Source organism: Shinella sp. BE166 (assembly GCF_051201095.1).
Taxonomy (GTDB): Bacteria; Pseudomonadota; Alphaproteobacteria; order Rhizobiales; family Rhizobiaceae; genus Shinella; species Shinella lacus.
This window is the reverse complement of the sequence record NZ_JBPEHL010000001.1, coordinates 380,557-395,401: the sequence shown is the minus strand read 5'-3', so window position 1 is coordinate 395,401 and position 14,845 is coordinate 380,557. Positions and strand designations below refer to the sequence as shown.

General features: G+C 63.3%; 12 protein-coding genes. 5 read left to right on the top strand and 7 right to left on the bottom strand.

The genetic code is table 11. The features are described 5' to 3' along the window. Position 1: 1 nt before the first annotated feature. From J2Y63_RS01745 to J2Y63_RS01735, 3 genes are all read right to left on the bottom strand, one after another. Entirely contained in the window at positions 2-2,722 is a 2,721-nt protein-coding gene (locus tag J2Y63_RS01745; RefSeq protein WP_435264640.1) for a response regulator, read from the bottom strand. Next, on the bottom strand, positions 2,719-3,474 hold the full coding sequence (locus tag J2Y63_RS01740; RefSeq protein ID WP_435264639.1) for a Tll0287-like domain-containing protein: 756 nt from the start codon (positions 3,472-3,474) through the stop codon (positions 2,719-2,721). Before J2Y63_RS01740 ends, J2Y63_RS01745 begins: the two co-directional genes overlap by 4 nt. A gap of 70 nt (positions 3,475-3,544) precedes the next feature. Next, positions 3,545-4,411 carry a PP2C family protein-serine/threonine phosphatase gene (locus J2Y63_RS01735; RefSeq protein WP_256114915.1) on the bottom strand — a complete coding sequence of 289 codons (867 nt, stop codon included), beginning with the start codon at positions 4,409-4,411 and terminating at the stop codon, positions 3,545-3,547. Positions 4,412-4,680: 269 nt separating this feature from the next. Between J2Y63_RS01735 and J2Y63_RS01730 the strand changes: the two genes are divergently transcribed. The 5 genes from J2Y63_RS01730 to J2Y63_RS01710 are packed head-to-tail and all read left to right on the top strand — an operon-like array spanning position 4,681 to position 9,650. Next, complete coding sequence (locus J2Y63_RS01730) at positions 4,681-5,199, top strand: ubiquinone biosynthesis methyltransferase UbiE (RefSeq protein ID WP_435264638.1); 519 nt, start codon at positions 4,681-4,683, stop codon at positions 5,197-5,199. Beyond that, complete coding sequence (locus J2Y63_RS01725; protein WP_435264637.1) at positions 5,196-6,374, top strand: methyltransferase domain-containing protein; 1,179 nt, start codon at positions 5,196-5,198, stop codon at positions 6,372-6,374. Before J2Y63_RS01730 ends, J2Y63_RS01725 begins: the two co-directional genes overlap by 4 nt. Beyond that, complete coding sequence (locus J2Y63_RS01720; RefSeq protein WP_256114918.1) at positions 6,371-8,728, top strand: SpoIIE family protein phosphatase; 2,358 nt, start codon at positions 6,371-6,373, stop codon at positions 8,726-8,728. Before J2Y63_RS01725 ends, J2Y63_RS01720 begins: the two co-directional genes overlap by 4 nt. Positions 8,729-8,732: 4 nt before the next feature. After that, positions 8,733-9,281, top strand: a complete 549-nt coding sequence (locus J2Y63_RS01715) for a slr1658 superfamily regulator (protein WP_256114919.1) — start codon at positions 8,733-8,735, stop codon at positions 9,279-9,281. Positions 9,282-9,311: 30 nt separating this feature from the next. Beyond that, positions 9,312-9,650 carry a slr1659 superfamily regulator gene (locus J2Y63_RS01710; protein ID WP_256114921.1) on the top strand — a complete coding sequence of 113 codons (339 nt, stop codon included), beginning with the start codon at positions 9,312-9,314 and terminating at the stop codon, positions 9,648-9,650. On the opposite strand, the gene J2Y63_RS01705 is transcribed toward J2Y63_RS01710, so the two are convergent. From J2Y63_RS01705 to tssF, 4 genes are read right to left on the bottom strand one after another with little or no spacing between them, the layout of a single operon-like run. After that, entirely contained in the window at positions 9,631-10,389 is a 759-nt protein-coding gene (locus tag J2Y63_RS01705; protein ID WP_435264636.1) for a protein kinase domain-containing protein, read from the bottom strand. The two genes, J2Y63_RS01710 and J2Y63_RS01705, sit on opposite strands and share 20 nt — an antisense overlap. 4 nt (positions 10,390-10,393) lie before the next feature. Next, positions 10,394-11,932 carry a class I SAM-dependent methyltransferase gene (locus tag J2Y63_RS01700; RefSeq protein WP_435264635.1) on the bottom strand — a complete coding sequence of 513 codons (1,539 nt, stop codon included), beginning with the start codon at positions 11,930-11,932 and terminating at the stop codon, positions 10,394-10,396. A gap of 12 nt (positions 11,933-11,944) precedes the next feature. Continuing rightward, on the bottom strand, positions 11,945-13,036 hold the full coding sequence (tssG, locus tag J2Y63_RS01695; RefSeq protein ID WP_435264634.1) for a type VI secretion system baseplate subunit TssG: 1,092 nt from the start codon (positions 13,034-13,036) through the stop codon (positions 11,945-11,947). Continuing rightward, the gene (gene tssF / locus J2Y63_RS01690; protein WP_435264633.1) at positions 13,000-14,835 is read right to left on the bottom strand and encodes a type VI secretion system baseplate subunit TssF; all 1,836 of its coding nucleotides are present in this window, start codon (positions 14,833-14,835) and stop codon (positions 13,000-13,002) included. Before tssF ends, tssG begins: the two co-directional genes overlap by 37 nt. Between the last annotated feature and the right edge of the window lie 10 nt (positions 14,836-14,845).

Here is a 14,845-nt window from a genome sequence, read left to right as displayed (position 1 = left end):
TCTATGGATTCCCGGTCCCTTTCGGCGCACCCGAGATGATGACGTCGCGAAGCGCCTGCGTGAGTTCGATATGCGCGCCCTTGCCCTTGCCGATGATCTGCGTCGTGCGGGCGCTGAGCAGATCCCGTTCCGCATTGGAGAGATGTTTCGCGGTAACGACAAGCACCGGCACGGCGTTCCATTCCTCCCGGTCGCGGAGCGCCGCGAGGAACTCGAAGCCGTTCATTTCCGGCATCTGAAGGTCGAGCAGGATGGCGATCGGCGGTTCGTTGGCGGCAAGCCAGGCCATGCCTTGGCGGCCGTTCTCCGTGAGCGCGACGGCGCGCCCGAGCCGCTCGACGGTGCGCTGGATGAGGAGCCGCGTCGCCTGGTCGTCCTCGACGACGAGCACCGTGCCGCCCTGGCTGCCGCCGGTGATGCCGGCGATGAAATCGCTGAGTTCGCCGCGGTCGACCGGCTTGGTGAGCATGGCGGCGGCGCCGAGCGTGAAGCCGAGCGCCTTCTCGTTGCTGATGCTGACGATGACGACGGGGATGGCGGCAAGCTCCGGATCGGATTTCAGCGCGACGAGCACCGACCATCCGTCCATCTGCGGCATCAGGATATCGAGCGTGATGGCGGCCGGGCGGTGCTTGCGCGCCATTTCCAGCGCCTGTTCGCCGGCACCGGCATAGAGCACCCGGTAGCCTTCGCGCTTCAGGTGCGAGCCAATGATGTTCAGCGACGCCTCGTCGTCATCGACGACGAGCACGGCGGGGCGTTCGCTCTGTTCCGGCTTCGCTATCGACGGATCGTCGCCCTCGGCTGCCTCCGCACCTGCCGCCACCTCTTCCGGATCGGGCAGGGCGAAGATGAAGCGGGAGCCCTCGCCCGGCCGGCTTTCGACCGTCAGGTCGCCGCCGAGCATCTGCGCGAAGCTCCGGCTGATCGCGAGGCCAAGGCCAGTGCCGCCGAATTTGCGGGACGTCGAGCTATCGGCCTGGGAAAATGCCTGGAAGAGCCGGCCGAGCTGTTCCTCGTTCATGCCGATGCCGGTATCCGTGACGGTCATCACCAGCAGGCGGTCACCGCCATTGCCGTGCCGCGTGACGGCGAGCGAAACCGTGCCCTTTTCGGTGAACTTGCAGGCATTGCTCAAAAGATTGAGCAGCGCCTGCTTGACCTTGGTGACGTCGGTCTCGATCGTGCCGATATCGTCGGGGCAATGGACTACGAATTCGTTATCGTTCTTGGCGGCAAGCGGGCGGATTAGCGATGCCACATCGTTCATCAGCGCGCCGATATCGAAGCGCTCGCGGTAGACCTCCATGCGGCCCGCCTCGATCTTCGACAGGTCGAGGATGCCGTTGATGAGGCCTAGCAGGTGGTTGCCGGCGCTCTCGATCTTCTTCAGGTCAGGCAGGGATTCGGTCTGGCCGGTGTCCTCGGCATCCTCCTGGAGGATCTGCGCATAGCCGATAATGGCGTTGAGCGGCGTGCGCAGCTCGTGGCTCATATTGGCGAGGAATTCCGATTTGACCTGCGTCGCCCGCTGCGCCTCGTCGCGCGCGAGTTCCAGCTCGTGCTGGCGCTGGCGCAGCTCGGTAATGTCGACATAGACAACGGTGAAGCCACCCTCATGGGTGCGCCGCTCGCTCACCTGCATCCAGCGGCCATCCTTGAAGGGGGTAACGCGGGTGGCGCTGTGATCGTGCAGGGAGAGCCGCGAGGCGAGCCATTCGTCGAAGGGCCGGTCGAGCTCGACGATGTGGCGGCCGGCCGCCTCGATGACGTCGCGGAAGGTCGACTTGCCGGCGACCATCTCGTTGTGGACGGGGTGCATGTCGCGGAACCGCTGGTTCATGATCAGCAGGCGCTCGTCAGGGCCGTAGAGCGTGAACCCTTCGGCGATGCTCTCGATGGCGTCGACGAGGGTTTTACGCTGGTGCTCGGCCGCGCGCGTCAGCCGATCGCGCTCGCCCTGGTTCTCCTTGAGGAGTTGCAGGGCCTCGCTGACCTTGCCGAGTTCATCACCGCCCGCCGGAGGCACGACGACCTGGGCGTCACCGGCGGTCAGCCCCCGCACGGCCGTGACGATCTCGCCGAGCGGCTTCAGGATCGAGCCGAGGATGACGACGGTCAGCGCGGTGCCGATGATGGCGGCGATGGCCGAGAGCAGCGAGGCGACATTGGAAGCCCGCTCGAACTGCCGCAGGATGTTGGCGCGCGCGGTGCCGGACTGGCGGGCAAGATCGGCCTGGAGGGCGGCGAGGTTTTCCTCGACGCTGATGCCGTAGCGCCGCGCCTCGGCGAAGCGGGTGTTGCCGATCACGCGCTGCTCGTCCGTATAGGCCTCGACCGCCTGGTTGGCGAGCGCATCGAAGCGGTCGATCCCCTCACGTATCGCCGCAGCCTCCGTCGGCCGGTGTTCGGCCAGCCTGTCCAGCCGTTCGCGAAGGCGGGTGCGGGCTTCCTCTGCACGGGTTTCGGCCAGCGTGAGGAGGCTGACGGCGAGGTCGGTCTGCCAGTAGCGCAGGCTGTTGAAGGCTTCGCGCACATCATCGGACAGCGTGCTGATCTGGGCGATGCGATTCGCCTCGTCGCCCGATTCCAGCGCGCGAAACAGTTCGCCGCGGGTGAACAGGCTGCTGCCGAGCATTGCGAGAAGCAGCACCGCCGCGAGGATGATCAGCCGCAGCCGGATCGACAGGCGCCGCGGCGAGAAAATGGAGGCGCTGCTCATTGCGGAATGAGCCCGATGCTGATCACGCCGCCGAGATCGCCCTCATGCGCGCCTTCTTTCGGGTAGCCGGTGATGTCGAGTTCGCCGGCCGGGTCGCCGTGACAGGTGAGACAGGATGGCACGTAATATTCGGGCACCATGATGCGTGCCCTCTCCTGGCCGTCCGCCGAAACCAGCGCCGAATAGATCTGGCCCTTGGGCCAATCGGCGGCTTCCAGATAATCGCGGATCGCCGCCGCCTCGAAGGCGTCCGGGCGTGCCTTGCGGTTGCGGATCAACACGGGCGGCGCGGTGAACTTCATGCTTGCCTCCTCGCCGACGCGGGCCTGAAAGGCCTCGGTGACCAGGCGTGTGAAGGTGGCGGGGATGAAGCCCTTGAAGCCCTCGCCCTCGGCGTTGATCGTCGCCTGGTTGGCGTCCATCACCTCGACAACGGCATCCATCTGCGCCCGGATGAGCCGCCCCTCGTAGGAGGCCGGATCGATGGTGTTCGGGTCGCGGCCGGTCGCCTGCGTGTAATTGGCGATAGCCTTTTCCAAGACGGCGGCACCCGACAAGCCCTTGTCGCCGAGCGCCGGATCGTTGATCCGCTCCTGGTTGACGGAAATCACCGCGCGCGCCGATTGCAGCATGGTCGCGAGGCTGCGCGCGATCGCAAGGTCGGCCGGCGCCGCCTCAGTAGCGGCGGCGCTCCCGGACAGCATCTGGAGAACCAAGAGCGCGGCCAGGCCGCATTTCATGAACGAGACCATGACCACACCTCCTCCAGCATGCTGCAAAGATAGCGGAATTAAGCTCCCCGGCAACCGGCAATTGATTCGATCAGAAACGGATTTCGAGCAGCGAGAAGTCGTCCGGCAGCGGGCCTTCGGCGTTGAACGAACGCACCCAGGCGAGAACGCCCTTAGGGCCGCAGCCTTCCTTCTCCGCATGCTCGGCCAGCGCTTCGACGCTCAGCATCTCGTCGCCGGGACCATTCACCTCAAATGTTCCATCACTTATAACGAGCAACCGGTCGCCCGGGAAAACACGCGTGACTTCGCTGTCGTAGTCCATTTCCGAAAGCGCGCCGATCGCGACGCCGCCGACGGTGATGAGCAGTTCGCGCGACGGCGTGCCTTCCGGCCGGTTCTCACCGCGCAGCAGGATCGACGGCGGATGGCCGCCTGTCGCATAGCGCAACTCGCCGGTGCTCGCCTTGTAGACGCCGTACCAGATGGTGAAAAACATGTTGTTCTGCTTTTCCATCGGGAACGTATCGTTGAGCGCCTTCAGGACCGTGGAGGGATCGCGGAAATCCGCATTCGACAGAGCTGACGCCCTCAACACATTGATAACAGTGACGGAAAGCAGAGCGGCGCCGACACCGTGGCCGCAGACATCCAGCAGGTAGATGGCGAAATGGTCGTGGTCGATCTGATGGTAGCCGAAGGAATCGCCGCCGAGTTCGGTGGAGGGCACCAGTAGCCAGTCTGTCGCGGGGGCGGCAATGCGCTTGTCGGGCAGGATGGAGAAGACGTAGCGGCCGGCATCGTTCAGTTCCTCGTCGAGTCGCGCCTGCGTTCGCTCCAGCAGCAGATTCTGTTCAGCGAGTTGGTCTTCCACGGCCTCGCCATGTTCGATCATCGCCTCGTAGAGAAGCTTCAGGTCGTCATATTCCTCCTGGAGCTGCGCGAAATCGAGGCGCACCCGGGCAAGTTCCGCGGCGTCATCGCCCGCAGGGGTTGCTGAAGAAGCAACGGTTGAGTTTGACAAATCCTTCATGATTGTATGGAAAGCTTTCTTCTTGAGTTCGGAGGGGACGGCGCAACCCGCGATATCATATCGCTAACGTCGATCTCCGCTGGCTGCCATGCGCATCGCCCGCACTTCGGACATTACATAGTTTAGGTTTTTCCTGAAAGATATGTAAGCGCGCGGCCGTGATGCCCCCTTACGAAATCATGAGGCAGGGGCGAATGGATCTGGGTGCAGGGCAGACGGAGGCAGGCGAATTCACGCTGCTTCTGGAATTCGATATGGATATGGCTGGATTCACCTCAAACTGGTCATATTGCGACCGGCTGTCGACCTATTTCGCGCGCATGATCAGTCACAACCGTAGTGATTCGCTGCTTTACTCCAATCTTTTCTCCTCGGCGCTCAACGAGCTTCTGGAAACCGTGTACCGTCTCCATGCACCGACCGGCAGCTTCGTTTGCTCCGTTTCGCGCAATGGCGCGAAAGACCGGATCGCCCTCACCATTCCGGTCGATACGGAAACAGAAGGTTTTTATCGGGATGCGGTCGTCGTCCTCAACGGTGGCGACGTTTCGCCGCGCTACCACAACGCGCTGTTTTCCGACGGGCCGTTGCAGCCGAATATCGGCCTGCTCGAACTCGCAGTCGACTACGCCGCCCGCTTCTCCATTGAACCAGCCGACGGAAACGCCATCCGTCTCATCGCCGAACTCACGCTCGAGGCCAGTGCACCATGATCGCCGAAAAGCTTGTCCAGACCTACAAGGTTTCCTTCGACCAGAACAACCAGGAGCTCGCACTTGCAGGCTCGATGCGGCCGCAGCGCGCCGCCGAGATGGCCGATTGCGTCAAGCTTCTGGAAACGTCGCTCGCCTCGATCAGGGGAACGTTCTACGTCAACGTGAAACGCCTCGTGCGCCTCAACAACGTGGCATTCCATTCGCTTGCGGGTGCCTTGCTGAAAGCGGCGGAAGAACGGCCGGACATCAAGATCACCATCATCACGTCGAGCGTGATCGGCTGGTCAACGAAGAAATTCGGTACACTCACGGCGAAGAACCCGAAAATCGTCGTCGAGGAATATGACAGCGAGTTCTATCCCGGCCAGGCTTTCCTCGAAGAAGGCGGCTTTGTGCCGGTGCTACGCACCCAGACGAAGCTCACCTGGAAGCACGAACGCTCCATCTTGCCGCGTCATGGGCTGGAGCCCGGCATGACCATGGCCGACATCTGCTGCGGCATCGGCGACTTCGCGGTGCTGGTCGCCAAGGAGTTTTCGCCGTCGCGCATCGTGGCACTCGACCATTCCAAGTCGAGCCTCGCCTATGCCCGCCAGGTCGCCAGTGAATTCGACATCGGCGGCATCGAGTATATCTACGGCGACGCTGCCGAGATGCTGCTGGAAGACGGCCAGTTCGATTTCGTTTCTTGCCGCCACGCACTACAGATCTTCAACAAGCCGGAAATGATCGTCAATGAGCTCGTGCGCATCTGCAAGCCGGGCGGCCGTGTCTACGTCACCAACGAAAAAATCTCCCAGTGCCTCGGCGAACCGCGCGGTCCCTCCATCGAGTGGACCTACGAACAACTCTCGAAACTCTTCGCGGATTTCGACATGGACCTCGAATTCGGTCCGAAGAGCTACCAGGCCCTGCAACGTGCCGGTCTTGAGGACCTTCGCATCGAAAGCTTCATGGTGACCAACCGCGACGGGGACGCACAAGCCTTCGCTGACATGATCATGGCCTGGGAAGAAATGTTCGCAGGCGGCATGTCGGAAAAACGCGGTGATGACGCCGCCTTCGTCGAAAAATTCCGCCGCGGCTTCGAAGATCACATTGCTGCTGCCCTTCATCCCGGCGGTTATGCCGGCTGGCCCGTCTGGGTGGCATCTGGACGCAAGCCGCGATGAGCGAGATTGCAGGGACACCACCCTCGCGTTGGGGATTTTCACTGACGTCGTTCCGCGCGAAATTCGTGCTGGTCGTCGGCGGCGCCGTGCTGGTGGACCTGTTGGTTGCCGGCGGCATCGCGCTATGGAACGTCAATCGCCTCTCCACCAATGCGATGGACGAGGTCGGTCGCGGTCTCGAAAAGGCGAACATCGAATATCTGCAGAACTACCTCGAGACGACGGTCGAGCGCACCGACCTCCTGCTCGACCGCTACCATGCGGAAGTGACCGGCCTTGCCGGGTCGATGCAGACGTTCATCGACAATCCTGCGCTGTCCGACAAGCTTGGCCAGCAGCTTCAAACCGATGGTGTGACCACCCCGCTCACCTATAACCAGGCGGGCAATTGGTGGCAGAACCAGGCAGGCGAGGCTTCGGCCGTCACCGTCTGGGGTTATCTGCTCGACGAGAACAAGCAGCCGACCCCGGAGGCGATGAAAACCGTGCGCGAAAGCGCCATTTTCAACCTCGTCGGCCCAAGCTTCCTTTCGGCCGGTCCGCCGAAATTGCAGATGTACTATATCGGCCCCCGCGCAAACCCGATCCTGCGCTCGACGCCCTATAACGACCAGGGCTCGGTCTTCGACAAGGTCTATCCGGGCCACAACGAGACGAACTGGTGGGACTTCTACTTCCCCGGCCTCTACGAGACGTGGCAGTCGTGGCTCGCCACGCCGACGGAGCGCCCCGTCGACAGCCAGATCACCATGCTGTCGCCCTATCTCGACGGCATCACGGGCAAGATCATCGTCAGCTTCTTCCAGCCGCTGGCGACACCCGACCGCAAGGACCTGAACGGCATCGTCGGCGTCGACCTGACGCTCGACCAGCTCGCCGATATCGTCAAGAGCGTCAAGATCGCAGAGACGGGCTTCGCGTTCCTCACCATGTCGAACGGCAACGTGCTTGCCGTCACCGAACAGGGCGAGAAGACGCTCGGCGTCAAGATCAACAATGAAAGCGGCTTCGACCGGCGGCTGGCGCACAGCAATCAGGCCGCCATCGCTTCGCTCGCCATGCCGTCAACAACCGAGACCGTGCTCACCAATGTGACGCTGAAGGAGAACGGTGAGGACGTGCCTTATGTCGTGTTGCTCAAGCAACTCGAGGCGGAGAACCTCTATACCGGCAAGGTCCCCGTCACCCGCGAAGTCATGTCGCTCGGCTTCATGGTTCCGGAACACGAGATCTATGCCTCGCTGATTGCAGCCAAGCAGGGCATTTCCGACGAGACGCGTCAGGTCGTAACCTGGCAGATCGGCACCGTCATCCTTTCGCTGCTGGTCGTTCTCAGCGCCGTCTTCGCGATTTCCGGCCGAATCACCGCCGGCCTTCGGGCACTGGTCGAGGCGGCTCAGCGCTTGCAGAACAAGGATTACTCCGTCCGTGTGGCCATTCCCGCGCGCGACGAGGTGGCCGCGGTCGGCATCGCCTTCAACCGCATGGCGGAAGAGATCAGCTACCACACGGAAAATCTTGAAAACCTGGTGGCTGTGCGCACGAAAGCGCTCGAAACCGCCAATGGCGAAATCAACGCGCTGAATGCCAAGCTGAAGAGCGAGAACCTGCGGCTTGGCGCCGAACTCGACGTCGCGCGGCAGATCCAGATGATGGTGCTGCCGCGGCGCGACGAGCTCGACGAGATCAAGGGCATCGACGTTTCCGGTTACATGGAGCCAGCCGACGAAGTGGGCGGCGACTATTTCGACGTGCTGCACGACGATCGGCGCATGAAGGTCGGTATCGGCGACGTGACGGGCCACGGGCTCGAAAGCGGCGTGTTGATGCTGATGGTGCAGTCGGTGGCGCGCGCGCTCCAGGAACAGGGCGACGAGAACCCGCGCGAATTCCTGGAAGTCCTCAATCGCGCCGTCTTCAAAAACATCCAGCGCACCAAGACCGACAAACATCTTTCGCTCGCCTTCCTCGACTACGCAGATCGCAAGATGACCCTGTCGGGCCAGCACGAGGAAGTGCTCGTGCTGCGCGACAATGACGAGGTCGAGCGCATCGATACCGTCGACCTCGGCTTCCCAATCGGCCTTGAAAGCGACATCGGCCCGTTCATCTCCACGCATGAATTCCCGTTCGATACCGGCGATGTCATCGTGTTGCATACGGACGGTGTTACCGAGGCGGAAAGCCCCGGGGGCGAACTCTTCGGGTTCGACCGGCTGTGCGAGAGCGCCAAGAAACGCCGCAGGGAAACCGCCGACGAGATCAAGGATGGCATCATCGCCGATCTCATGGCGCATATCGGCACGCAGAAAATCCACGACGACATCACGCTCGTCGTCATGAAACACAGGTAAGGTCATGGAAGCCACATTCGGACAGGTGGAATTCACCAATGGCGCCGGCGCGCTGAAGAACCGCATCCGTCTTGCCGACGGTCCGCTCGACCTCACCTGGCAGCATTGCGGCGTTACCTCGGAGTTCCTGGGCGACTTCTTCGCCCTGCAACGGGTGGAGAAGGGCGGCGACTATAACGAAGCGCGTCACTCGATCGGCTACCTGACGAACGAGCTTTTGGAAAACGCGCTGAAATTCCGCCATGGTAACGGCATCACGCTGGAAGCCTCGCTTGACGGCGCCTCCTTTGAGATCCGTATCAGCAACGTGATCACCCAGGAGACGGCCGGAAAATTCCAGGCGCTGCTCGCCGAACTGACGACACGCGATCCGGGCGAGCTTCTCATCGAACGCATCGAAGAAAATGCGGAGAACATGAATTCGAGCGGCTCGGGCCTTGGCCTGCTCACCTTAATGAGCGACTATGGCGCGCGTCTCGGCTGGCGTTTTCAACCGGCGACTGAGCCGGATACAATGCGCCTCGAAACCTACGCCGCCCTCGAGATCGTTTGAGCAGATATTACCGGGAGTTGATTATAAAAAATGGAAATCAAGACAAACGAATATAGGGTCTGGAGCGAGGGTTCGGCGATCCATTACGAAGGCACGATGCGCCTTTCCGGTACGGAAGCCTATGCGCCCATCCTCGACCTCATGAAACAGGTGCTGGACGAGAAGCCGGAGAGCATCACGCTCGACTTGTCCGGGCTCGAATTTCTGAACTCCTCCGGCATCAACCTGCTCGCGAAATTCACCATCGACGTGCGCAAGCAGCCGGGCACCGGCCTGATGGTCAAGGGCAGCACGCAGATTCCGTGGCAGTCGAAATCCCTGCCGAACCTCAAGAAGCTGCATCCCGCCGTCAACCTGGTAATCGCCTGACCGCCAGCAGCCGCACGAAATCTGCGACGGACGGACGTTTCGCCGCTTCCCCCAACCCGGTCCGCAGCAGACGCAGCAGGTCGGGCTCGTCGTGTTCCAGGGCATCCGGAACCGCGAATGCCGGCTGTTCTCCGGCGATCCGCCGGCACACCACAGCTTCCGCATCGCCGGAATAGGGTTTCTGCCCCGTCAGCAGGAACAGGCCGAGGGCTGCGAGCGACCATAGGTCCGCTTCCGGCCCGACGGCTCCGCCCGTAAGCTGCTCGGGCGCCATCCAGGCCGGCGTGCCGGAAAGCTCTTCACGCTGGAGATCGTCGCCGGGCGTTCCGGCAATGCCGAAATCGATAAGCACCGGCGTCTCGCCGCGAAATAGCACATGCGCGGGCTTCACATCGCGATGCACCACGCCCCGAGCGTGGATGTAGGCAAGCGCATCGGCCAGGCGAGCAAGCAATGCCGCGACCACCGAAGGCACGACCGGCGGCTCAGGCAACGCGTCTTCCAGCGCTTCGAAGGCGATCCAGTTTTCGCCCTCGCCAAGAAGTCGCGGCAGCGCGGGATGCGGCAGGAGATGCGTGAACCGGCGCTCCCGCTCGAACCGGCGCAGGGCCTCGGTGTCCTGCACCTCCACCACCCGCTTGACGACGACGGGCGTGCCCTCCCCGATCCGCGATCGGTAGACCAGGACGGGGCCACGCCCGCGCAGCACCTCCCCAACCGGCGGCACGCCGTCGCCCATGGCGCTAGATCGCGCCGACCCGCCGCCACATCGGCAGGGCCACGGCAATGATCATTTCGACATTCTCCCGGATGACGCGCAGCGCCTGCGCATCGTCCTCGATCGGCACGCCGCCGTTGCGCAGACGGTCGCCGCGCTCCTGCAACAGGGCGTGAATGGCAGTTGTCACCGCGTCGGCCTCCGGCTCGGCGCCATCGACCAGCACCTCGTAGGCCAGCATTTCGAACAGGCGCACTGTGATACCGGAGCCAAGACCGGCGGCGGCCAGCGCGCAGACGGCACGCGCCTCGTCGGCGCAGATGCGCAGGTGGGCCCGGTTGTAACGCCGTACCGAGGCCACCCCCTCCTCCGTCACAGCATTCGGCATTGCCATCGCCTGGCGCGAGCCGATCAGCATACCCAGTACCTCGCGCTCAGTAGCGCTCGAACCGTCCGCCTCCGGCAGGCTCCGGAGTTCACCGATCGTCATCGGGCGTGCGACAAGGGCATCCAGGGCTGGGCGGTAGAAACTCTCATTGAGAGCCGCCTCGCCGACAGGCACCTTCACTGCCAGCTTGATCTCAGACGGTGGCACGACGAGGCAGAGCCCGCGGGCCGCAAGCCGCTGCTCCAACCGCCGTGGCGCGATTGGTCGGGCACCGCGCATGTAAATGTCGCGGCGGAAGCTGCGGACAAGGAAAAAATCCCTGGCGGTTTCGGCATAGGCCTCAGGAAAACCCTCGACGAGACTGCGCTGTTCGGCAGTCATGGAAAGGTCCGGATAGTTCTCGAAGAGGTTGGCGGTCGCAGCGAAGGAAAGTTTCGCCTCCGCCAGATCCCGCGCAACGTCGATCTGGTAGCAGGGCGCCCAATGCGCGTTCAAATATTCGTGGCTGAGGTAAGCGGTGCCTTCCGCCCGCTCCGTATCCAGCCGGTCGAGCATGTCGATCGAGATCATGTCGGCACCGGCGGCGGAAAAGGCGCGCGCCATGTCGAGCCCGCGCAGCACGCGCCGGTCACTGCGATCATTGTCGAGCGATGCGGTGAGGCTGACCAGCCGCTGCATCGGCATCGACGACGTCCAGCGTGGCAGGGCATTATAAGTGACATAGAGCAGCCCGCCGGGCTTCAGGTAACGCGCGGCAAAGCGAACGATATGGCCACGGTTTTCCGTGCTGACCCAACTCCAGACGCCGTGCAGCGCGATATAGTCGAACATCGGCAGGCCAGCGTAACCGCCATCGGCGAGGTCTTCGAAGGACGCTTCTTCCAGGCGGATGTTGCCTACCCCGCCGGCGTCAGCAAGCGCGCGGCCTCTTGCGATATGGGCCGGGTTGAAATCAAAGCCCCAGACGTTGCTTTGCGGATTGGCCGCGGCGATCGTCAGCGCCGTCTCGCCGACCCCGCAACCCAGCTCGCAATAGGCGAAGGGCGCGCCCTCCTCGACCGGCGGCTCGATGCCGCGCACCAGGCAGGCCACATCCATATGTGCTGGCGTCTGCTCGACATAAAATCCGGGCAGATATTCGATGTCGGAAACGTAGCCGTTGGTCCAGTCGTTCATGAAAAATCCTAACTAGCGCAAATGTGGCGGCGGGCGGAATTGGATGGAAGCGGGTTTTTCGCGCGGGCGGGCGGGCTGGACCCAGGTATTCCAGCCGAGACGGCTTGCCTTCGGCTCTTCGCGATGCCCGCCGAGTTGCAACGCCGGAACTTGGTCGGGCTTTAGTTCCAAGCGGATGTTGAACATCTTGTCGGCGCCGAGCGCACCCGCAGCAAGATCCGTCAGCAGGCGCGCGCGTTTTCCATCCGGCAGCAGCGAACGGAAGGAGGGATAATCCAGCGCCTCCAGGCAGATCGTCACGGCGGACTGGATGTCGAAGGTCTTGGTGCCGATCACCGCGTCGTCGCCCAGGCGCGCGAAGGCGCCTTTCGGCTGGGCGCGGTCAGGCAGGCGCGTGCGGTCGGAAGACGCGATCGGATACCATTCCCCGGAAAACTGCTCGACGCGCAGCCTGTGGCCGAGCGCGCCGGAGAGCGCCCGCTCGATCGCCGCGGCGGAGCGGCCCTGCCGGGCAAGCAGGCCACCGAAGAAGACGAAGGCGTGATCGCCGATATGCGTCCGGTTCGCTGTCGCCGGAAGCCCAAGCCCGACGAGGGATTTCAACGCATGGTCGATGGTGGCGGGGGTGCCAAGCTGGGCCGCCCGCTCGCGCTCGATGGCGGGACGGTATTTTGCCCAGGCGTTGTAAAGCAACCCGGAAAGCCGGTTGTTGAAGACGTCGAAGAATTCGCGCAGCGCAAAATTGCGCTCCCGCACGCTCACCTGCACGAGTTCGCTCAGCGCATGCGGAAGCACTCCCGAAGGGCCTGTGAGACCGACCAGCGTCTGCGTCATCTCGACCGGCCCGCCACCACGTGGCCTGCGCACGGAGAGAACCTCGGCAGAGGCGAAACCGAGTGGCACCGACGAGCGGATTTTTAGCGCCGCGCGCTCTGGATCCACGCCCTGCCCGACGGGATCGACCGGCTGATGCGAAACGTCACGCCCCTCCTCGGCGCCGAGCGCCTCCAGCAGGCGAACCATCTGGAAGAGCTCGAAAGCCTGCGGTGCCTCAAAGACACTCGCAACTAGAGAAGAATTCGATCGCCTGCCCGTGCCGGCCATGTCTTCAGCTTTCCGCTTCGCCCCCTCACCAGGGCGGTGAGCCGTGAGAATGAATTGACGCTCGCATAGAGACCCAGGAAGCGCTCGATGATGCTGGCCATCAGGAAGACGCCGTTGCCGGAGAAATTGCTCTCCTCGAAGGTCATCGTCACATCGACCCCCCGGCAGAAAGCGCTTTGGCCAAAACTCCTGACACGCGCCGTACCGCTTTGCGATGACAGCGCCGTGATGCCGTCGATCAGGGCGCGGGTTTCGGCGGAATTGCGGAAATCGTAGAGCAGCAGGATTTCCTTCAACGCCTCCACGCCGCCATCCGATACCAGCGAGAGATGGTTGAGCGCCAGATGCGAGATCAGCCGCCAGCGCCCGCCCTGGCCGTAATGCGGCCGGATCGTCGGGGTCGGCACGGTGAGGAGCCGCATGGTCTTTACCATCGGCACCGGCTCGACCATGCGCAACTGCGGCTGGCCGCCACCGAAGGGCAAACGTTCCGGCCGGTTGCGGTTGAGGCAGAGCGTCTCCACCGAAAGCACGTCGTCGGCAATGGCCTTCGGGTTGAAATCCGGATCGGAGAGCGAGAGGAACACCTCGCTGCCGGGGTTCTCTTCCTCGGCCTGCCGGCGATGGGAAAGCCACCAGGCGGCCGACCGTTCCTCGCCGCGTAGCGCCTCGCCATCGGCGCCGTGGCGGATTCCGTAGAACGGCAGCAGCGCCCGCGCGTCGCCTTCGGCGGTTACGGTGGAGACGCCTTCGATGCTGTAGACTTCCAGCGCATGCAGCCGGCGGCTATCGGGCACGACGCGGTATTCGGTGACGGTCCGGTCGAGCTTGATCGGCTCGGCCGCCTGCGGAAACAGGTTGACGATCGGCGTGCAGCCGAGCGCGAAAGCGGCGGCCGTCAGCGACCGCTCAAGGCTCGGCACGGAGCGGTTGAGATAGATGAAGACGTCGAGGGTGCGGCCCTTGCCGGCAAGACGGGCCGCGTCCGGGAAGGCGAGATCGACGAACAGGAATTTTTCCGGGAAGGCGAAATATTCGGTGAGCAGCCGATAGGCCTGGTGCGAGGCCTGCGGATAGGGCAACATGCTCTCGTCCTGGCCGAAGCCGCCGGGCGACAGGGCCGAGGCATCGAGCATCGCCGGATTGCGGTCGTTGGCGCCCTCGGCAAAGGCAACGGCCACCGCATCGTTCAGGAGAAGCTCGTAGAGGGGATAGACGAGCTGCGGCTGGCCGCGCAGGAAGAAGCGCAGGCGGCCGGGATTGTAGCTCGAAAAATCCAGGCCCTCGCCCGCCATTTCCAACGTGAGGCGCAGGCAGCCCGCCGCATTGTGCGCCTGCGGCGTTTCCGGCGCCGTGATGGGGCGACCGGTCAGCGTTGCCGAACGCACCACGACCGGGTGCAGCGTGACATCGAAACAGGTGGAGAAGCGGCAGCGCTCGCCATCGACCGGCTCGGTATCGAGCAGGGTGCCAACGGGCACGTGATGGGGTTCCTGAAGCTCGACCTTCGGATCCAGCTGGAGGATCGACATGGAGGGGATCGGGCGGTCAAAATGCGGATAGAGGATGCCGAGCATCGCATTGGTCAGCTCGGGAAAATCGTCGTCCATCTTCTGCCGCACGCGGGCGGTGAGATAGGCGAAGGCCTCGATCAGCCGGCCGACATGCGGGTCTTCGATCGCATCCTCGGACAGCCGCAACCGGCCGGCAATGCGCGGGTTTTCCGCGGCAAAGGCGGCGGCGGCCCTGCGGATGCTGAGAAGTTCGCGGTTATAATGGACGAGCAGATCATCCGACATGGGCTGGCCG